At 58.7% G+C, this 18,984-nt stretch carries 19 protein-coding genes; 9 read left to right on the forward strand and 10 right to left on the reverse strand.

Features of this window, described 5'->3' with window-relative positions; genetic code table 11:
• The first annotated feature begins 131 nt into the window (after positions 1-131).
• Together NA647_RS14500 and NA647_RS14505 are read left to right on the forward strand one after the other, a co-directional pair.
• Complete coding sequence (locus tag NA647_RS14500; RefSeq protein WP_256058329.1) at positions 132-1,169, forward strand: NADP(H)-dependent aldo-keto reductase; 1,038 nt, start codon at positions 132-134, stop codon at positions 1,167-1,169.
• Positions 1,170-1,247: 78 nt separating this feature from the next.
• Positions 1,248-1,940, forward strand: a complete 693-nt coding sequence (locus tag NA647_RS14505) for an energy-coupling factor ABC transporter permease (RefSeq protein ID WP_256058330.1) — start codon at positions 1,248-1,250, stop codon at positions 1,938-1,940.
• A gap of 9 nt (positions 1,941-1,949) precedes the next feature.
• Here the strand turns inward: NA647_RS14505 and yacG are convergent, their stop codons facing one another.
• The 5 genes from yacG to pilB form a co-directional block, all read right to left on the reverse strand.
• Positions 1,950-2,144 (reverse strand): DNA gyrase inhibitor YacG, encoded by a 195-nt coding sequence (gene yacG, locus NA647_RS14510; protein WP_256058331.1) that lies wholly within the window; start codon positions 2,142-2,144, stop codon positions 1,950-1,952.
• Entirely contained in the window at positions 2,141-2,749 is a 609-nt protein-coding gene (gene coaE / locus NA647_RS14515) for a dephospho-CoA kinase (protein WP_256058332.1), read from the reverse strand. The genes yacG and coaE overlap by 4 nt, the downstream gene beginning before the upstream one ends.
• Before the next feature lie 446 nt (positions 2,750-3,195).
• Entirely contained in the window at positions 3,196-4,059 is an 864-nt protein-coding gene (locus tag NA647_RS14520) for a prepilin peptidase (protein WP_256058333.1), read from the reverse strand.
• A gap of 3 nt (positions 4,060-4,062) precedes the next feature.
• On the reverse strand, positions 4,063-5,286 hold the full coding sequence (locus tag NA647_RS14525) for a type II secretion system F family protein (RefSeq protein ID WP_256058334.1): 1,224 nt from the start codon (positions 5,284-5,286) through the stop codon (positions 4,063-4,065).
• Between the two features lie 2 nt (positions 5,287-5,288).
• On the reverse strand, positions 5,289-6,995 hold the full coding sequence (pilB, locus tag NA647_RS14530; protein WP_256058335.1) for a type IV-A pilus assembly ATPase PilB: 1,707 nt from the start codon (positions 6,993-6,995) through the stop codon (positions 5,289-5,291).
• A 517-nt stretch (positions 6,996-7,512) separates the two neighbouring features.
• On the opposite strand from pilB, the gene NA647_RS19625 reads away from it, so the two are divergent.
• The 6 genes from NA647_RS19625 (at position 7,513) to NA647_RS14560 (ending at position 11,800) form a co-directional block, all read left to right on the forward strand.
• A complete protein-coding gene (locus NA647_RS19625) occupies positions 7,513-7,701 on the forward strand; it encodes a prepilin-type N-terminal cleavage/methylation domain-containing protein (RefSeq protein ID WP_272889700.1) in 189 nt (62 codons plus the stop codon).
• 15 nt (positions 7,702-7,716) lie between these two features.
• Complete coding sequence (locus tag NA647_RS14540) at positions 7,717-8,190, forward strand: hypothetical protein (RefSeq protein WP_256058336.1); 474 nt, start codon at positions 7,717-7,719, stop codon at positions 8,188-8,190.
• A gap of 258 nt (positions 8,191-8,448) precedes the next feature.
• On the forward strand, positions 8,449-9,258 hold the full coding sequence (locus tag NA647_RS14545) for an ABC transporter permease subunit (RefSeq protein ID WP_256058337.1): 810 nt from the start codon (positions 8,449-8,451) through the stop codon (positions 9,256-9,258).
• Position 9,259: 1 nt separating this feature from the next.
• Entirely contained in the window at positions 9,260-10,090 is an 831-nt protein-coding gene (locus NA647_RS14550) for a hypothetical protein (protein WP_256058338.1), read from the forward strand.
• Positions 10,087-10,983, forward strand: coding sequence for an ABC transporter ATP-binding protein (locus tag NA647_RS14555; RefSeq protein WP_256058339.1), 897 nt, complete (start codon positions 10,087-10,089; stop codon positions 10,981-10,983). The genes NA647_RS14550 and NA647_RS14555 overlap by 4 nt, the downstream gene beginning before the upstream one ends.
• 376 nt (positions 10,984-11,359) lie before the next feature.
• Complete coding sequence (locus NA647_RS14560) at positions 11,360-11,800, forward strand: YtoQ family protein (protein ID WP_256058340.1); 441 nt, start codon at positions 11,360-11,362, stop codon at positions 11,798-11,800.
• Between the two features lie 125 nt (positions 11,801-11,925).
• Here NA647_RS14560 and cysN read toward each other — a convergent pair whose 3' ends face one another.
• The 4 genes from cysN to NA647_RS14580 form a co-directional block, all read right to left on the reverse strand.
• Positions 11,926-13,824 (reverse strand): sulfate adenylyltransferase subunit CysN, encoded by a 1,899-nt coding sequence (cysN, locus tag NA647_RS14565; protein WP_256058342.1) that lies wholly within the window; start codon positions 13,822-13,824, stop codon positions 11,926-11,928.
• Positions 13,825-13,898: 74 nt separating this feature from the next.
• Positions 13,899-14,246, reverse strand: coding sequence for a four helix bundle protein (locus NA647_RS14570; protein ID WP_256058343.1), 348 nt, complete (start codon positions 14,244-14,246; stop codon positions 13,899-13,901).
• A 60-nt stretch (positions 14,247-14,306) separates the two neighbouring features.
• Complete coding sequence (cysD, locus tag NA647_RS14575) at positions 14,307-15,224, reverse strand: sulfate adenylyltransferase subunit CysD (RefSeq protein WP_256058344.1); 918 nt, start codon at positions 15,222-15,224, stop codon at positions 14,307-14,309.
• A gap of 304 nt (positions 15,225-15,528) precedes the next feature.
• Entirely contained in the window at positions 15,529-16,287 is a 759-nt protein-coding gene (locus tag NA647_RS14580; RefSeq protein WP_256058345.1) for a Nif3-like dinuclear metal center hexameric protein, read from the reverse strand.
• A gap of 215 nt (positions 16,288-16,502) precedes the next feature.
• Here NA647_RS14580 and algW point away from each other — a divergent pair, with 215 nt between their 5' ends.
• Positions 16,503-17,660: a Do family serine endopeptidase AlgW gene (gene algW, locus NA647_RS14585; RefSeq protein WP_256058346.1), complete on the forward strand. Its 1,158-nt coding sequence runs from the start codon at positions 16,503-16,505 to the stop codon at positions 17,658-17,660.
• Between the two features lie 192 nt (positions 17,661-17,852).
• Here the strand turns inward: algW and hisC are convergent, their stop codons facing one another.
• Positions 17,853-18,908: a histidinol-phosphate transaminase gene (gene hisC, locus NA647_RS14590; protein WP_256058347.1), complete on the reverse strand. Its 1,056-nt coding sequence runs from the start codon at positions 18,906-18,908 to the stop codon at positions 17,853-17,855.
• Positions 18,909-18,984 lie beyond the last annotated feature (76 nt).

An 18,984-nucleotide genomic window follows, 5' to 3' on the forward strand; every position in this document is an offset into this window, starting at 1 on the left:
GCCGCGCCCGCCCCGTCATTCACCGAGGCATAATCGCGCATCAGCACGAATCGACTCGGCTCTTTGCTAAGAACGAACTTATCGGCCGACCCCATATCCGATCCACAAACTAACAGACAAAGGGACTCCGCATGGAACGGCGCCAACTTGGCCGCACCGAATTGAAAGTCAGCGCGCTGTGCCTTGGCAGCATGACCTGGGGCGAACAGAACGATCAGGACCAAGCGTTCGCTCAGCTGGATCGCGCCAGAGCCGCAGGCATCAACTTCCTCGATACCGCCGAAATGTATCCAGTGCCGCCGCGAGCGGAAACCTATGCCTCCACCGAGCGCTACATTGGCAACTATTTCAAAGCTCGCGGGAATCGTGCCGAGTGGATTCTAGCTAGCAAGATCGCCGGACCCGGCAATGGAATCAGTCACATCCGTGACGGCCAATTGAAGATGAACAGGCAGCACATCGTTGCGGCCCTCGATGCGAGCCTTCAGCGCCTGCAGACGGACTGGATCGACCTGTACCAACTGCATTGGCCAGAACGCAGCACCAATTTCTTCGGCCAACTCGGTTACCGCCATCAGGATCAGGATTTTACGCCCATCGAGGAAACGCTCGAAGCCCTGGACGAGCAGGTAAAGGCCGGAAAGATCCGCCACATCGGTTTGTCGAACGAAACACCCTGGGGCACGATGAGGTTTTTGCAGCTCGCCGAAGCCAGAGGCTGGCCGCGCATCGTTTCGATCCAGAACCCCTACAACCTGCTCAATCGCACCTTCGAGGTCGGCCTGGCCGAGATGGCCATTCGCGAACAATGCGGGCTGCTGGCCTACTCGCCCCTGGCTTTCGGCATGCTTAGCGGCAAATACGAACAAGGCGCTCGACCGGCCGGAGCGCGGATCACGATGTTCAGCCGCTTTGCGCGCTATACCAATCCCCAGTCGCAAGCCGCCTGCTCGCGGTATGTGGCGCTCGCCCGCGAGCATGGTTTGGACCCGGCCCAGATGGCGCTGGCCTATGTCACGCAGCAGCCTTTCGTCACCAGTAACATCATCGGCGCCACGTCACTCGAGCAGCTGGAAAGCAATCTCGCCAGCGCCGAGTTGCGACTGTCAGCCGAGGTGCTTGAAGGCATAGAGGCGATTCACACCGAACAACCCAATCCCGCGCCCTGAGGAACACACAAAAGAGAACCAGAATATTGGTATCGCCATGATCGCCAAACCCAGCCCGCAAAAGCGAAGAGCCCGAACATGATTGCCGCCGAACTGCTCGCACCATCCAGCCTTTTTCTGGGCTGGCTGCTTTATGCCGCCGGGCTGTTCTGGGCCTGCGCGCGGGCGCCCTGGGTGGAACTGTTCAGCGATACCCGGCGCCAGCATCTAGTGTTCGGCGCCGTTCTGGCGATATTTCTACTTTGGCTAGTGCGTCGAGACTTCGATTCCGGGCTGTCCTTCCACTTCATCGGACTGACAGCCGTAACACTCTTGCTGGATTGGCCACTGGCGATCCTTGCCGCCTTCGTTGCCCAGCTTGGGCTGACCGTTACAGGCCATCAACAGCTGGTAGCGCTCGGCCTGAATGGCGTGCTGTTAGTGCTGATACCGGTGACAGTGACAGAGCTCTGCGCCATTGCCGTAGAACGCACCCAGCCGCGAAACCTTTTCGTCTACATTTTCTTTTCTGGGTTCTTTGCCGCCGGCCTGGCAGCGCTTTTTTGCATTCTGGCCGGACTGGGAATCCTGTTGATCGATGGTCGCTACCCAATGCCTCCCTGGCTGGAAGACTTTGCCGGCTACATCTGGCTGGTGATGTTTCCCGAAGCATTCATCAACGGAACCGTCGTCAGCGCTCTGGTCGTCTTCTATCCGGACTGGATGGAAACCTTCAACCGCAGCCGCTATTTGCAAGCGCCCTGGAAAGACGACGGCAACAAGCAGGCTTGAGCCGCAGACTCAATGCTGGCGAGGCGGCACGTCACCAGAAAAAAGATCATCTTCGAGCTCGTTGCCCCGAATCGCGTGCTCTTCCGACGCCCAGGCACCTAGATCGATCAGCTTACAGCGCTCGGAACAGAACGGACGATTCGAACTCTTCACGCTCCACTCGACTGGCGCGCCGCAGGTAGGGCATTCAACAGTAGTACTCATTCCTGACCTCCTCGCAACGTCAGATAAAAATTGTGCAACCGTTCCACCTCGGCTTTCAGCCAAGCCAGATCACGATCGTTGACCAGAACATCGTCGGCATGACGCAGACGCTCCTCGCGGCTGACCTGGGCCTTGATGATGGCTTGGATCTGCGCCTCGCTGGACTGATCTCGCCGGACGGCACGCTCGACCTGCACCGCTTCGGGCACATCAACAACCAGCACGCGGTCGACCTGACGATACTGGCCGGACTCCACCAGCAGCGGCGATACCATGATGGCGTAGGGAGAGGTTGCCCGAGCGAGGTGGTCAGCGACTTCCTGGCGAATCAGCGGATGAAGTAATTCTTCAAGCCACTTGCGCTGAGCCAGGTCCTGGAATATCCGCTCACGCAGCACCGCACGATCCAGACTGCCATCAGATGCAAGAACCGCCTCGCCGAAGCGCTCTGCGATCAGCCTCAACGCCGGCTTGCCAGGTTCCACCACCCAGCGCGCGGCATGATCGGCATCCACCCAGTGCGCCCCGAGCCGCCCGAATTCTTCCACCACAGCGCTTTTGCCGCTGCCGATACCGCCAGTCAAACCCAGCACCCATGGCTTCATCACGCACCGCCCAGACCAGAAACGACGCGCAGTAGTAACGCCTGATCAGCGTGGATGCAAGTTGACGGTGCTCATGGACAGCAAAAATCGTGATCGATGCGGGCCTGCCTTTGGAATGAAGAATTGCGGGCTTCGAGCCGGCAACAAGCCTTTTCGCCGCGGGGCGCGCCTCCCACCGAAGCGGTATAGCGCGAGCCCTCTACGGATGAGCCGTTTTGTGGAAGGCCCGCCTCAGGGCGAAATGCTGTTCACTTAGGCGTTTAGGCAAAGCACCACGGCAGATGGTCCCACCTGTAGGAGCGAGCTTGCTCGCGAAGCTTTTGCGTGGCCTGGGTTCGCGAGCAAGGACTCGGCGTCCCCCTCGCTCCTACGAGGCAGCGGGGTTCGCTTACGATTGATCGCATTTACGCTCCGCGCCTGCCTCTCGGCAAGCACAACGCTCGGATCTAGAACCCGGCGAACTGCAAATAACTGGACGTGATCTGGTCACCCCAAAGCAGGGCGACCCAGCCAGCGATCGCCAGATAGGGCCCAAAAGGAATGGCCGTGCCGCTATCGGCCCTCTGCACACGCAGCATGATCGTGCCCAGCACGGCCCCGACAACCGACGACAGCAGAATGGTCAACGGCAAAACCTGCCACCCACCCCAGGCGCCGAGCATCGCTAGCAACTTGAAGTCGCCATAGCCCATGCCCTCCTTGCCGGTCACCAGCTTGAACAACCAGTACACGGACCAGAGGCTCAGATAGCCAGCAACCGCACCCCATACCGCATCAGGCAGCGTAGTGAACAAGCCGAACAGATTGACGAGCAATCCCAGCCACAGCAGTGGCAACACGATGGAGTCTGGCAGCAGCTGGTGATCGACATCGATCATGCTCATCGCCAGCAGCCCCCAGGTCAGCAGCAACATCGCTCCAGCCTGCCAGGTGAAGCCGAAATGCCAGGCGACGTAGGCGGATAGCAGCCCGCACGCCAGCTCAACCAACGGGTAGCGCTTGCTGATCGGCGCCTTGCATGACGAACACTTGCCACGCAGCGCTAGCCAACTCACCAATGGGATGTTCTCCCATGGCCGAATTTCGTGATCGCAATGCGGGCAATGGGAATGAGGGAGAACCAGATTGAACGTCGTGGCAGGCTCGCCAGGCAACTCGAGAAACTCACGAGCCTGAGCGCGCCAATCGCGCTGCATCATGATGGGTAGGCGGTGGATCACAACGTTGAGGAAACTGCCGACCAGCAGTCCCAACACAAACACGCAGAAAACAAAGGCCAGCGTGTTGCTGGCCAGAATTTGCACAATCATTCTTTAGCCGACCACGCTGCCCAGCTGGAAGATAGGCAGATACATCGCAATGATCAGGCCACCCACCAGCACGCCCAACACCGCCATGATCAGCGGCTCCATCAAGGTCGTAAGATTGTCGACCATGTTGTCCACCTCATCTTCATAGAAGCTGGCAACCTTATCGAGCATCTCATCCAGAGAACCCGATTCCTCACCAATTGCGGTCATCTGAATCGCCATTGAAGGGAAGACACCGGTAGTCCGCATGGAGAAGTTCAGCTGCACCCCGGACGAGACATCGTTGCGAATTTTGGCAACAGCATTGCGGAACACCACGTTACCGGTAGCACCCGCCACCGAATCCAGCGCATCAACCAGCGGCACGCCTGCAGCGAAGGTCGTCGACAGCGTCCGCGCATAACGCGCCACTACGGCTTTGTACAAGATGTCGCCGACGATGGGCGTTTTCAGGAGCCCACGATCCAGCGCATCGCGGACTTTTTCCGAACGCTTGTAGCTATGCTTGAACAGGAGGGCGGCCGCAAACAAGCCGATCACAACCAGATACCACCATTCCTGCAACCAACGCGAAAGCCCGACCACCATCTGTGTAAAGGCAGGCAACTCCGCACCAAACCCCTGGAACACGCTTTCAAATTGCGGCACTACCTTGATCAACAGAATTGCAGAAACGATGATCGCCACCACGATGACGGCAATTGGATAGGTCATTGCCTTCTTGATCTTTGCCTTTAGCTGCTCGGTCTTTTCCTTATAGGTCGCGACCCTGTCCAGCAAGGTTTCCAGCGCACCAGACTGCTCGCCGGATTCCACCAAGTTGCAATAAAGGTCATCGAAATATTGCGGCTTTTTGCGCAGCGAACCGGCAAAACTGTTACCGGCGGCCACCTCCTGCTTCACCTCATCGACCAGCTTGCGCATGTTCGGATTGTCGAAGCCCTCACCGATGATGTCGAACGACTGCAACAACGGCACACCGGCCTTCATCATAGTCGCCATCTGCCGGGTGAACAGCGCGATGTCCATCGGCTTGATCTTCTTGCCCGCACTGAATAGCGAAACCGCCTTTTTACGCACCTTAAGCGGATTGATGCCCTGCTTGCGCAGTTGCGCCTTGATCAGCGCCGGGCTCTGGCCGGACAGCTCACCCTTGATCTTGCTGCCCTTGCGGTCAGTGCCTTCCCAGGTGAACACACTGGTTTTCAACGCTTTCTGCTGCGCCATGGCTAATCCTTGGTCACGCGGTTGACTTCCTCCAGGCTGGTGATGCCGTGCATGGCTTTGACCAGACCCGAAAGACGCAAATCATTGAAGCCATCTTTGCGCGCTTGAATGGCGATATCGATGGAATTCCCTTCCTCCATGATAAGCCGCTGTAGAGCAGGCGTGATTTTAACCACTTCATAAATACCGACACGGCCCTTATAACCGCCGTTGCAATTGTCGCAGCCCACCGGGCCGTAAAGCTGGAAAGTACCGATTTTGTTTTCCGGGATGCCTTCCTTCAAAAGCGCTTCCCGGGGCACCTCCACTTCTTTCTTGCAGCTCGGGCAGAGCTTGCGCGCAAGGCGCTGGGCAATGATCAAGTTGACCGAGGTTGCAATGTTGAAGGCCGGCACCCCCATGTTGCGCAGACGGGTCAGGGTTTCGGCAGCACTGTTCGTATGCAGCGTCGACATCACCATATGGCCGGTCTGCGCCGCCTTGATCGCAATCTCGGCGGTTTCAAGGTCACGAATCTCGCCGACCATGATGATGTCCGGATCCTGACGCAAAAACGCACGCAACGCCTGGGCGAAATCCATGCCCTGGCGCGGATTGACGTTGACCTGATTGATGCCTTCGAGGTTGATCTCCACCGGATCTTCGGCAGTAGAAATATTCACATCGATGGTGTTGAGGATATTCAGACCGGTGTACAGCGAAACCGTCTTACCAGAGCCGGTCGGGCCGGTGACCAGGATCATCCCCTGCGGCTGCTTCAGTGCCGCCATATAAAGTGCTTTCTGGTCTTCCTCATAGCCCAGCGCATCGATACCCATCTTCGCGCTAGACGAATCGAGGATACGCATCACGATCTTTTCGCCCCACAAGGTGGGCAGGCTGTTGACGCGGAAGTCGATGGACTTGGTCTTGGAGACCTTCATCTTAATCCGACCGTCCTGCGGCTTGCGCCGCTCGGCAATATCCAGCGCCGCCATGACCTTGAGGCGCGCGGAAATCCGACTGACCAACTGAACCGGCGGCCGCGCCACTTCGTGCAAAACGCCATCGGTACGAAAGCGCACCCGATAGGATTTCTCATAGGGTTCGAAGTGCAGGTCCGATGAGCCGCGCTTGATCGCATCGAGCAGCATCTTGTTGACGAAGCGCACCACTGGCGCATCGTCGGCCTCATTGTGCTCGCCTTCCTCTTTCTCGGTGGCGCCGCCACCCATCTCGATATCCAGATCATCCAGATCGGAATCGGTCAGCCCATCCAGGGCCGTGCTGGCAGACTCGAAGAGTTTTTCGATGGCCTCGCCAAGCTTGTCATCTTCAACCAGCACCGACTCGACCGACAGCCCGGTATTGAACTGGATATCGCTGATGGCTTGGTGATTGGTTGGATCGGAAACGGCGACATACAGCTTATTACCGCGCCGCTGCAGCGGAAGCACACGATGCTGGCGTACCAGCTTTTCGCTAACCAGGTCTTTAGGCTGGGCTTCCTTGTCCAGCGCACTCAGGTCGAAATACGGAACCCCAAACTGTTCCCCCGCGACATCGACTATCGCTCGGCTTTTTAACAATTTGTTCTGTACCAGCCAGGAAACCAGCGGCACCTGATTACGCTGGGCCTGTTGTTGCGCCTGTAGCGCAATTTTCTCATCAAGCTGGCCGACCAATACCAACTGGCGCGCCAGACCGCCGAGGGGAGCATTTTCGTTCATCTAAAGTGCCCATAAAGGCTGGATAAATATCGCGCCCTTATAACGCAGTTCCAACGGTGAGCCAAACGCGCAGAAACAGAGTGGCAATTTTTGTCACTTGGTGACTGGAAGAGCCGCTTTAACGATCAGCGGTACCCATCACAGCCTAACCACCTTGCCCCTTTCTCATCGTGGGAGGCGCTCCCTCGCGGCGAATAACCCAGCCACGCACCGTTATAGAAACAAAGCCAGTTCACCGAGGCTGATTAACCGGCACAACATCCGTCTTCAAAGTCCCTACAACCCAAGCTTGGCGAGGGCTTCAAGCACAACCGGTTTTTTGGAAGGCACGCCCCGCCGCTAAAGCTCGCACTCAAAGCCCCTACTCCTGTCCCAAACACCGCCCCGGAACAACCGCAGGGAAACGCGACCCAGCGCACAGCCCCATCTTTCCATCCGATCACCCAGCCTCGCCTGGCACAGAAGCTGCTCCTACCATCAGCAGGTCCAACGACCTCACTAACATAGGAGCTTTTCAATGAAACTTCTTAAGAAGAAGCAAAAAGGTTTTACCCTGATCGAGCTGATGATCGTGATTGCAATTATTGGCATTCTGGCCGCCATCGCCATTCCGCAGTTCAACGATTACCGCGCCCGGGCTAACGATTCAGCAGCGAATGCTGACGTGAAAAACGCACAGACCGCCTACGCTTCGTCGATGAACTAATTCGAGGTTAACGAGATGATGATCAAGAAAAGTTTTGCCACTCTGACGGTAGTCGTTCTTGCAGCTACTTCGGGTATTACTTACGCCGCCGATAACACAGTAACTCGAATCAGCAGCGGCGTTTATGTAGAGAACACCGCAGCCGGCTGCTCGTTGCTGCGTGACCGCGTCACCGTCAACACCTCCACCGGTGTCACCATGGTGTACAACTGTGTGACTGCTGCCTCCAAGGTGAACCTGGGTGCCTGCCATGCTTCGGGCAGCCAAAAGCCAACTACTGTTCGTTGCCAGAATGTCAGCGAAGAGGAAGGAGAAGTCGTCTATAACAATACGTCTTGCCAGGGGACTGACGAAGACGACACCTTTCAAATCAATGGGCGTCGCGCTTACGTTGCTTCCACCACCGGTGGCTCTGTAGCCCAGGTTTCGCTGGAGGCGACAGAATGTTCTGAGGATTCGCTCGGTGCTTTGGCCACTGTAGCCAACTGAGCCCTGTAGGGCAGGCGTAACCCCGCGGTTATCGACCGTTTGAGCGGCTCATACAAAACCCCGCAACCATCGCGGGGTTTTGTTTTCCCAGGTGATTGTCTACACGCAATAAGCCGATAACCCCCTCACACGGAAATTGGCGTGCTTTAACCCACTCCAAAATCCTGTCGCATATTGCATCTAGCAGGCTGCCAGTTGGCCTTTCGGCGCGTTAAAATCGCTCCCAGTACCTTTAATCGTTATGGTCAGATAACCGCCATGCTGCCTTCCTCCAACTTTTCAATCGGTCTGCGTCTGGCCTCGCGCGCGCGCTACGGCTGGCTGGCCAGCGGCTCGCTGCTGGTACTGACCCTCACGGTACTCATGGCTGCCCAGTTCAGCGGTCGCCAGCCCGCCACCGTGGCGCTGGATATCGGCCTGTCGGTTATTCGCCTGCTATTACCTCTGGTACTGGTCCTAATGACCCAGGAGCTGCTGTCACGCGAGTTCGACCGCCGTTACTTTCTTAATACCCTTTCCTACCCTCACCCACGACATAACCTATTGCTGGGCCGTTTCGCGGCTGTTGCCTGCCTTACCATCGGTCTGCTGCTAGTGCTTGTCGCTGCGCTGGCGTTATTAGTCTGGTTTATTGCCCAAGGCTATTCGCCAGGCACGCCAGTAGCGCTGGACCATCACTATCTGATTACCATCGCCTTTATTGGCGTGGATCTGCTGCTGCTCACTGTCGTAGCCTGCCTGCTGGCCGTGGTGGCCTCCACGCCCAGTTTCGTACTGATCGGCACCTTCGGCTTCATGCTGGTGGCGCGCTCGTTTGGCGCCATTGTCGAGCTACTGACCCGCAACACAGGAGTTGTGAGCGATGCCGATAGCTATCGCTCCGGAATCGGCCTGCTAGGCTATCTGCTGCCTGACCTCGGCGCGCTGGATGTGCGTATGATCGCCCTCTACGGAAAGATGGAACTGCTGCCCGCCGACTGGCCCTGGCTGCTGCTGTCGAACCTGACCTTTATGGTCGGCTTGCTGGCCCTTGCAGTCTGGGCTCTGCAGCGCAGGCGTTTCGCCTGATATGCGCCCCGCTCTGCTTCTGGCCCTGGCGGGCTTCGCTCTGTTCGCCATCCTCGCAGCTTGGCGCGCCCAGCAGCCGGTGGTACTCACGCCACAACTGCTCACCGACCGCGTGGTAATCCCCGCCCCCCTGCTGGTCGCCCTGCACGGCGGTGACCGCTTCCTCGCTGCCGACCTGGAAACCATGCGGCTGGCGGCCACTGGTCTGGATGATCGCGGTGTGGATACCGGCTATCTGGTCCGCGCCCAACGCGAAGTCGCCCGCCTCAACGCCTGCCATGAAGACAACTACTATCTTGCCAACGGCCTGCTCACCTGGGGCGGCGCCGTCGAACAAGGCAACGCGGTACTGCGCGCCGCCGTCGACTGCCGATTCTGGGATGAATTCCCGCCGTTCTTCTACGGCATAAATCTCTGGTTCCTCCAGCGCAAAAACGAGGAAGCCGCCCGCGTATTGGAAATGGCCGCGCAGCGTTCGACGGATAACACCGCCGTCATGCAAAGGATGGCGGTGATGCTGCGTACCGAACTGTTCGCCAATGACCAACTGGCGCTTAACTATTTGAGTCACCAACGCGACAGCAGCACCGACCCTAGGCTCAAGGAGCTGCTCAACCTGCGCGTCATTCGCCTGCAGGGCCTGATCCAATTGCGCGAAGCGCAGCGCCAGTACGAAGGCGAACATGGGCCGCTGACGGACCTCCAGCTGTTAGTCGATCGAGGCATCCTCAATGAATTGCCAGCCGACCCGCTGCGCCTTGGTTATGAGTTGCGTGACGGATACATCGAACTAAGAAAACTGAAGATCGCCGGACTGGAGGAACAGCCTTGAGCGCAGCCGTGGAATTCAAGGGTGTCAGCTATACCTACAAAGCCAAGGGCAAGCAGGTCCAGGCTGTGCGTGATGTCAGCTTCAGCCTGGCCGAAGGGGAGGTGTTCGGCTTCGTCGGCCCCAACGGCGCGGGCAAGTCCACCACCATCAAGATCATGCTGGACATCATCAATGACTATCAGGGCAAGGTGACGCTATACGGCACCGATGCACGCCAGGCCGAAGCCCGCCGGGGTATGGCCTATGTGCCGGAAGCGCCGGCTCTATACGACCAATTCACGCCGCTGGAAATCCTGCGCATGGGCATGTCCATGTACGGCATCAAACGCACCGATGCCGACACATGGTGCATGCAGTGGCTAGAACGTTTTTCCGTAGACGGCACCGGCAAGCGCCGTATGCGTGAGCTGTCCAAGGGAACCGCGCAGCGGGTCGCGTTGGCCCATGCGATGGCAGTCGAGCCGAAGCTGCTGATCCTCGACGAACCGCTCTCGGGCCTGGACCCGGTAGGCCGTAAGGACGTGGTCGATATCCTCAACGACTACAAGAAACAAGGCGGCGCGATTTTCTTCACCTCGCATGTGCTGCATGACGTTGAGCGTATCGCCGACCGCTTCGGTTTCATCAACAAGGGGCAACTGGTGACCGTCCGGTCGCCGCGCGAATTGGCCGCCGAGCGTGCCGACTGCTTTATCCTGCGCTACCAGGCGGACCAACCCCTGGGGCATAACTGTGTCGCGCTGCGACCCGGCGAGTTCGAATGCGAGCTATCACAAGCCGAGCTACCCGCCGCCATCGCTCAACTCGGAAACAATGGCGGCCATCTGCTGACCATTAAACCGGCCGTATCTCTGGAAACGGTATTCTTCCGCATCCTCGCCGACGCCTCTTAAAGTCTAGGCTGCCCTAACAAAAGGGCACGGTGTGGCTTTGGTGTCTGTGGAGAGCCGATCCGATGCGATGCGATGCGAACTTTGAGGCTTTGCTAGCAGGCTATCGCCTGCTTTCGCCGCGGGGGAGCGCCTCCCACAAAAAGAGGTGCGGTGCGGGGCTTTGCTTTTGCTGGAGGGTGACGGGGCGAAGCATGCTTACAAGCCAGCTATAGCCGGATGTCGATACGCTCGTTAGCTGTACTGCGACCCATGCTTTACGCTGCGTCACGCTGCGCGTCGTACGGCATCGGCTGGCCTTAGAGCCGCCTGCGGGCTAGCATCGCCCCCTCTGTGCCTGCAGACATACCGCAGGCAACACTAATTTTCAGGAGGAACCATGCCCTTTACCGTTTACCTGTCCGGCGAAATCCATACCGATTGGCGCGTTGAAATCGAGCGCGGCGCCAAGGCCGCCGAGCTGGATGTAGTCTTCACTTCCGCCGTAACGGATCACGAGGCCAGCGATGCCGCCGGCGATTGCCTGGGCGCCGAGCCTAATGGGTTCTGGCGCGACCATAAGTCATCCAAGATCAACGCGATCCGCACCAAGACGCTGATCCAACAAGCCGATTTGGTGGTGGTGCGCTTCGGCGACAAGTACAAGCAATGGAACGCGGCATTTGACGCCGGCTACTGCGCAGCCTTGGGCAAGCCTTATGTCACGCTCCATGGCGACGACATCGTGCATCCCCTGAAGGAAGTCGACGCAGCCGCCATGGCTTGGGCTACCACCACCGAGCAGGTGGTGGAGATTATTAGGTACGTGGTTCGCGACTGATAGCTGGCGATATCGGCAGGCTGATAGCCTACGTTCGCCGCGAGGGCACGCCTCCTACACAAGCAAAGCAACCGCCATAAACAAAACGCCCTGCATCTGCAGGGCGTTTTTGTTACCGCGACTTCTTAGATCGCACCACGCTGACGCAACAGATCAATGACCTGCTTGGCACCCTCTTCCACCGTCAGCGACTCGGTGTCGATCACCAGATCGGCATTGCCCGGCACATCGTAGGGGAAGGACTCGCCGGGAATGTTGTCATCACCAGCAGCATACAAGCCTTGCGGATCGCGTTGCTGACAGGTCAGCGGCGAAGCTTGGACATAAACCGTGAGCAGGCGATCAGCACCTACCAACGCCTTGGCCTGTTCGCGACCTTCGGCATCCGGCGCGACGAATGCGGCCAATGTCAGTAGACCCGCCTCGTTGAACTGGCGTGCCACATGAGCGGCACGGCGCCAGTTCTCGGTGCGACCGGCGCGATCCTGCGGCAGACCCTTGTTCAAGTCGTGACGCAGGTTCTGGCCATCCAGTACGTAAACAGCCCGCCCCATGTCGAACAGCTTGCGCTCCACAGCGTAGGCCAGCGTGCTCTTGCCGGCACCGGACAGCCCGGTAAACAGCACAGTGGCAGGTTGCTGGCCAAAGCGGATCGCGCGCTCTTCGGTGGTCACGTGAGCCAGCGCACCGTGATGCCCGGTAGAACCATGAGCAAGCGGATCAGCGATGATCATGCCGGCACCTACGGTGCCGTTAGTGAGCCGATCGATGACGATGAATGAGCCAGTGGTGCGGTTCTGTGCGTAGCCATCCAGGGCAATCGGCGCATCCAGGCTGACCTTGACGCGACCGATTTCGTTGAGCTGCAGGCTGCTCGCCGCGCCATGCTCCAGAGTATTGACGTCGACGCTATGAGTGATGCTGGCAATCGAGCCCGGCACATAGCTGGTGGCGCGCTTGATGTCGTATTTCTTGCCCGGCAGCATCGGCTCTTCGCCCATCCATACGAGCATGGCCTCGAAGCCGTCGGCGATGCGTGGCTGGTTGTCGGCGTGAACCAGCATGTCGCCACGGGACACGTCGATCTCATCTTCCAGCGTCAGGGTAATCGCCTCGCCCGGCGTGGCCTGTTCCAGCTCGCCATCGAAGGTGACGATGGACTTGACCTTGCTGCGCTTGCCGGACGGTAGCACCGTCACCTCATCACCCTTGCGCACGATGCCACTGGCAAGCGTGCCGGCGAAGCCGCGGAAGTTGAGGTTGGGACGGTTGACGTACTGCACCGGGAAGCGCAGATCTTCGAAGTTGCGGTCGCCGGCAATCTCGACGCTTTCGAGAATCTCCATCAGCGACTGGCCTTCATACCAAGGCGCGCGCTCCGAGCGATTGACCACGTTGTCGCCCTTGAGCGCCGACATGGGCACGAAGTGCAGCGAAGTCGGTTGCAGATCGATGCGCTCGGCAAAGTTCAGGTAGTCCGCCTTGATGCGCTCGAAAACAGACTGGTCGAAGTCCATCAGATCCATCTTGTTGATGGCGACGACGATGTGCTTGATGCCCAGCAGCGAGGTGATGAAGCTGTGACGCTTGGTCTGGGTCTGCACGCCGTAGCGGGCATCGACCAGGATGATCGCCAGATCACAGGTCGAGGCGCCGGTAGCCATGTTGCGCGTGTACTGCTCATGACCGGGCGTGTCGGCGATGATGAATTTGCGTTTGGCGGTAGAGAAGTAGCGGTAGGCAACATCGATGGTGATGCCCTGCTCGCGCTCGGCCTGCAGGCCGTCGACCAACAGTGCCAAGTCCACGTCATCGCCGGTGGTGCCAGACTTTTTCGAGTCACGGGTGATCGCTTCGAGGTGATCTTCATAGATCATCTTCGAGTCATGCAGCAGGCGCCCGATCAGGGTGCTCTTGCCGTCGTCGACGTTGCCGCAGGTCAGAAAGCGCAGCAGTTCTTTGCGTTCGTGCTGGGCCAGGTACGCGAGGATGTCGGCGGAAATTAGGTCGGATTGGTGGCTCATTGCATTCTCCGAGCTGGAAGCTGGAAGCTGGAAGCTGGAAGTAACAGCTCCTCGCATCGACAACTTGCGCTCTGCTAACAGTCTTTACGAATGGTTTGAATCAAACTGGACAGCATGGCGGCGATTTCGCGGGTTTCCTGGATACTGGGTCCTGCAAACTCTTCCGTTACGAAGCCTGCCTCGCGACCTATATAAAGTTGCGTTCGCAGTTCCGCACAGGAACCTTTGGCAATCAGCAAAAACCGTATTTTTTCCTTCGCTCCTCCCCTACTCATGCCTTCGGCAATATTGCTGGGAATTGATAAGCCTGAGCGAGTGATCTGGTCCTTGAAGCCTAATTCACAAAAACCACTCAGCTGTCGATACAAATTTACCGACAGCCTTGCCGATCGCTTCCATACCTCCAACTTTTCGAAATCCATACAGCACTCCATGCTGCTTTCACTTCAAGCTTCCGGCTTCAAGCTTCAAGCTATCACTCGTTAAAAGTACCCCTGCCGCTTCTTCTCCTCCATCGACCCTGCGCCATCGTGGTCGATGACGCGGCCCTGACGTTCGGACGTGCGGGTCAGGAGCATTTCCTGGATGATTTCGGGCAGGGTCGAGGCCGTGGATTCCACTGCACCAGTCAGCGGATAGCAGCCGAGGGTGCGGAAGCGGACCATGCGCTTTTCGATGCGCGCCTTTTCTTCGTCGGTGAGGTGTTCGAGGATGCGCTCGTCGTCAATCATGATCAGGGTGCCGTTCTTCTCGATGACTTCACGCTCGGCAGCGAAGTACAGCGGTACGATCGGGATCTGTTCCAGATAGATGTATTGCCAGATGTCCAGCTCGGTCCAGTTCGACAAGGGGAAGACGCGGATGGATTCGCCCTTCTTCACGTTGCCGTTGTAGACATTCCACAGCTCGGGACGCTGATTTTTCGGATCCCAGCGGTGCTTGCTGTCACGGAAGGAGTAGACACGCTCCTTTGCACGGGACTTCTCTTCGTCGCGGCGGGCCCCGCCGAAAGCAGCGTCGAAGCCGTGCTTATCGAGCGCCTGTTTGAGGCCCTCGGTCTTCATAATGTCGGTGTGCTTGGCGCTGCCGTGAGTGAACGGATTGATGTCCTGCGCGACGCCGTCTGGGTTGATGTGAGTGATCAGATCGAGATCCATCTCGGTGACCATCTTCTCGCGGAAACGGTACATCTCCTGGAATTTCCAACGCGTGTCGACGTGCATCACCGGGAACGGCAGACGACCGGGAAAGAAGGCCTTACGTGCCAGATGCAACATCACGGCGGAATCCTTGCCGATGGAATAGAGCATCACCGGATTATCGAATTCGGCGGCCACTTCACGAATGATGTGGATGCTTTCCGCCTCCAGCTGTTTCAGATGCGTCAGTTTGTCGACCATTTCTACTCACGAATTTCCAGATGGACGGCCAGCACGGCCGGAAAGAAGGCGCAACTTTAGCACGGCACAAGATTCTAATCAGGCCGCTGCTTAGAACGAAATCGACTAAATTTATGCCTCGGCAACTGAAGGTAGAGCGGCCTAGCATTGCCAGATAACTCGGCTCTCCATGCCTGTGACTGAGCTTTTTAGCAGGCCGCTGGTCTGCAATCGCGCCGAGGGCGGCCCTCCCCAAAAAACCCAAGCGCATACCGCACCGCTTGTTGTGGGAGGCCCGACGTCGGGGCAATTACTGCTGCTACAGCTAAGCAGGATTGGGACAATCGATGAAGCGATGCTCGACGGCAAACCGCTTCGCCAGGTAATCGCCGAGTGCCTGAACGCCGTAACGCTCTGTGGCATGGTGTCCGGCGGCAAAGAAGCTCAAGCCATTTTCACGCGCGATATGCACCGTGGGTTCCGAAACCTCCCCGGTTAGATACGCGTCGACACCCGCAGCGACGGCCTGATCGATATAGCCCTGGGCGCCGCCCGTGCACCAAGCGATGCGTCTGATCAGCTCTGAGCCTTCGATCATCAGCGGTTCGCGTCCTAGCGCAGCCGTTACCCGCCGCATGAAATCGGCAGGCGCAAGCGGTACGTCGAGCGAGCCGACAAGGCCAACCGAGCGGGGGTTGTCGGGTTCCAGAGGCCCTTCGACGGTGAGACCGAGCAGCCTTGCCAACTGCACGTTGTTGCCCACTTCAGGATGCACGTCGAGCGGCAGGTGATAGGCAAGCAGGCTGATGTCATTGCTGAGCAGCGTCTTTAGCCGGCGCTGCTTGATGCCAACGACGCGCGGGTCTTCGTTCTTCCAAAAATAGCCGTGATGCACCAGCACTACGTCGGCCTGCGCCTCGACTGCGGCATCGAGCAGCGCCTGGCTGGCGGTCACACCGCTCACGATGCGGCTTACCTGCGACCGGCCCTCTACCTGCAAGCCGTTGGGGCAATAGTCGGCTATCTTGGCGACGTTCAGATAGCGGTCGGCTTCTTCGACCAGCGTGCTCAGCGCAACGGCCATGCGTACATCCTCTTGGCAAATTCAGGGTCTCGGGCCGACTGCGGAGTACGGATGACTGCGCGATGAACGACCTGAAACGACATGGCTGAAACCACCTCACCGGCTCGGCGCAGAATCGCCATCGGCAAGGCTGCAATTCGCAGCCAGCTTCGTATAATGCCGCCACCTTAAGGGGCGCAATCGCCCTCCGCAACCTGTCCGGATTTCTAATCGCGATGTTCAATGCCCTGCGTTTTCTTGGCTGGCCGTTGCTGGTAGGCCTGCTCGTGGCCCTGCTGATCATTCAGCGTTATCCGCATCTGGTAGGTCTGAGTACCGAGCCGGAATATAAGCTGCGTCAGGCACCGCTTGTGGGCATACCGCAGCAAGGCCCTTATTCCTATGCCAATGCGGTCAGCGGCGCAGCACCAGCGGTAGCCAACCTCTACACCACTAAGGTGATCGACCGCTCCAGCCAGCCGCCGATGATCAAGGACGATCCGCTGTTCCAGCGATTCTTCAGTGACAACCTGCCACGCCAGCGCCGCATGGAATCAAGCCTGGGTTCCGCGGTGATCATGAGCCCCGAGGGCTATCTGCTGACCAACAACCACGTCACCGCCAATGCCGAGCAGATCGTAGTGGCCTTGCGCGATGGCCGGGAAACGCTCGCACGGGTCATCGGCAGCGATCCGGAGACGGACCTCGCGGTATTGAAGATCGACCTGGCGGATCTGCCGGCCATCACCATTGGCCGCTCGGACAGCATCCGCATTGGCGACGTAACGCTAGCGATCGGCAACCCGTTCGGCGTCGGCCAGACAGTGACCATGGGCATCATCAGCGCCACCGGGCGGAACCAGCTCGGCCTCAACACCTACGAAGACTTCATCCAGACCGACGCAGCGATTAACCGCGGCAATTCCGGTGGCGCACTGGTCGACACCGCCGGACACCTGATTGGCATAAACACAGCGATCATCTCCGAATCCGGCGGCTCGCAAGGCATCGGTTTCGCGATACCAGTGAAGCTCGCCATGGATGTGATGAAATCCATCGTCGAGCATGGCCAGGTAATTCGAGGCTGGCTCGGTGTAGAGGTGCAATCGCTGACTCAGGAACTGGCTGAATCCTTTGGCCAGGCAGGCCGGCCAGGAATAGTGGTCGCGGGGGTTTATCGGGATGGACCGGCTGAACGCGCCGGCCTGCGGCCAGGGGATCTGATCCTTAGCATCGATGGGCAGCAGGCCAGTGATGGTCGCACCTCAATGAATCAGGTCGCGCGTGCGCGCCCGGGCGATGAGATCGATATCGATATTCTGCGCAACGGGAAACCCCTGACACTTACTGCGGAGGTCGGCATGCGGCCTCCGGTTGAGCAGAGCCCGCAGTGAGTAATGTTGACCACTAGCGACCCGGGGCGCGCCTGAGTTCCGGACAGGCCTGCGGCCCGCAATCGCCGCGAGGGCGCACTTCCACAGAGCCGGCGTGCACCTGCTGCATTCGTTGGAGGCCCGGCGCCGGGGCAACAGGCTTAAGTGCACAAGATCGCCCAGTAATGCGCAAGCTCCCTATCGCTTGGTCGCTTAATCGATGCCTTTCAATGCATTGAGCAACGCCTGGTTCTGCTCCGGCGTGCCGATGGTGATCCGCAAGTACTGGTCGATTCGCGGTTGCTTGAAATGCCGCACGATGACGCCCTGCTCCCGAAGCCCTGCGGCGAGCTCGGCAGCGTCGCGCTGCGGATGACGGGCAAAGATGAAGTTCGCCGCCGACGGCAATACCTCGAAGCCCAGCGCCTGCATCGAACTCACCACCGCTTCGCGACTGGCGATCACCTGCTGACAGGTCTGCTCGAAATAGTCGCGATCTTCGAATGCAGCCGCCGCCCCGGCGATGGCGATGCGGTCCAGCGGGTAGGAATTGAAGCTGTTCTTGATGCGCTCCAGTGCCTCGATCAGATCCGGATGCCCGACAGCCAACCCAACGCGCAGCCCTGCCAGTGAGCGGGCCTTCGACAGGGTCTGAGTGACCAGTAGATTCGGATAGCGATCCACCAGCGCAATGGCCGATGTACCGCCGAAATCGATATAGGCCTCATCCACCAGGACCACCGAATCTGGGTTCGCCTGCAGCAGCCTCTCGATCGCCTCCAGCGCCAGCAGGCACCCGGTTGGCGCGTTGGGATTGGGGAAGATGATGCCGCCGTTCGGCCGACTGTAGTCAGCCACGTCAATCTGGAACTGCGCATCCAGCGCGATGGCTTCGTAGTCGACCCCATAGAGCCCGCAATAGACCGGATAGAAGCTGTAGGTCACATCCGGGAACAGCAGGGGCTTGCCGTGCTGGAACAGGCCGTGAAAGGCGTGCGCCAGTACCTCGTCCGAACCATTGCCGACGAAGACCTGGCCCGGCTGCACACCGTAATAGTCAGCCACCGCCTGCTTGAGGTGTTCGCCGTTGGGATCGGGATACAGACGCAGGCTGTCGCCGATCTCCGCCTGCATCGCGGCAATGGCCTTTGGCGAGGGGCCGTAGGGATTTTCGTTGGTGTTGAGCTTTACCAGCTTACTTAGCTTCGGCTGTTCACCCGGCACGTAAGGCACCAGGTCTTTGACGAAGGGGCTCCAGAAACGGCTCACGGAAAATTCCTCGATGGTAGGGGCAGTGCTGGAAGCCTGAAGCCGGAAGAAAACGCTCAGTGCAGCTTCCAGCTTC

It is taken from the genome of Stutzerimonas stutzeri (assembly GCF_024448985.1).
Taxonomy (GTDB): domain Bacteria; phylum Pseudomonadota; class Gammaproteobacteria; order Pseudomonadales; family Pseudomonadaceae; genus Stutzerimonas; species Stutzerimonas stutzeri_AP.

Bases quoted from the DNA above. Each gene is read 5' to 3' on its own strand.
- NA647_RS14540 (WP_256058336.1), top strand. From the start codon at position 7,717: ATGATGATCAAGAAAAGTTTTGCCACTCTGACGGTAGTCGTTCTTGCA.
- NA647_RS14580 (WP_256058345.1), bottom strand. From the start codon at position 16,287: ATGGCCGTTGCGCTGAGCACGCTGGTCGAAGAAGCCGACCGCTATCTG.
- coaE (WP_256058332.1), bottom strand. From the start codon at position 2,749: ATGAAGCCATGGGTGCTGGGTTTGACTGGCGGTATCGGCAGCGGCAAA.
- algW (WP_256058346.1), top strand. From the start codon at position 16,503: ATGTTCAATGCCCTGCGTTTTCTTGGCTGGCCGTTGCTGGTAGGCCTG.
- NA647_RS14560 (WP_256058340.1), top strand. From the start codon at position 11,360: ATGCCCTTTACCGTTTACCTGTCCGGCGAAATCCATACCGATTGGCGC.
- NA647_RS14520 (WP_256058333.1), bottom strand. From the start codon at position 4,059: ATGATTGTGCAAATTCTGGCCAGCAACACGCTGGCCTTTGTTTTCTGC.
- NA647_RS14545 (WP_256058337.1), top strand. From the start codon at position 8,449: ATGCTGCCTTCCTCCAACTTTTCAATCGGTCTGCGTCTGGCCTCGCGC.
- cysD (WP_256058344.1), bottom strand. From the start codon at position 15,224: ATGGTCGACAAACTGACGCATCTGAAACAGCTGGAGGCGGAAAGCATC.
- NA647_RS14570 (WP_256058343.1), bottom strand. From the start codon at position 14,246: ATGGATTTCGAAAAGTTGGAGGTATGGAAGCGATCGGCAAGGCTGTCG.
- NA647_RS14525 (WP_256058334.1), bottom strand. From the start codon at position 5,286: ATGGCGCAGCAGAAAGCGTTGAAAACCAGTGTGTTCACCTGGGAAGGC.
- pilB (WP_256058335.1), bottom strand. From the start codon at position 6,995: ATGAACGAAAATGCTCCCCTCGGCGGTCTGGCGCGCCAGTTGGTATTG.
- cysN (WP_256058342.1), bottom strand. From the start codon at position 13,824: ATGAGCCACCAATCCGACCTAATTTCCGCCGACATCCTCGCGTACCTG.
- NA647_RS19625 (WP_272889700.1), top strand. From the start codon at position 7,513: ATGAAACTTCTTAAGAAGAAGCAAAAAGGTTTTACCCTGATCGAGCTG.
- yacG (WP_256058331.1), bottom strand. From the start codon at position 2,144: ATGAGTACTACTGTTGAATGCCCTACCTGCGGCGCGCCAGTCGAGTGG.
- NA647_RS14500 (WP_256058329.1), top strand. From the start codon at position 132: ATGGAACGGCGCCAACTTGGCCGCACCGAATTGAAAGTCAGCGCGCTG.
- NA647_RS14505 (WP_256058330.1), top strand. From the start codon at position 1,248: ATGATTGCCGCCGAACTGCTCGCACCATCCAGCCTTTTTCTGGGCTGG.
- NA647_RS14550 (WP_256058338.1), top strand. From the start codon at position 9,260: ATGCGCCCCGCTCTGCTTCTGGCCCTGGCGGGCTTCGCTCTGTTCGCC.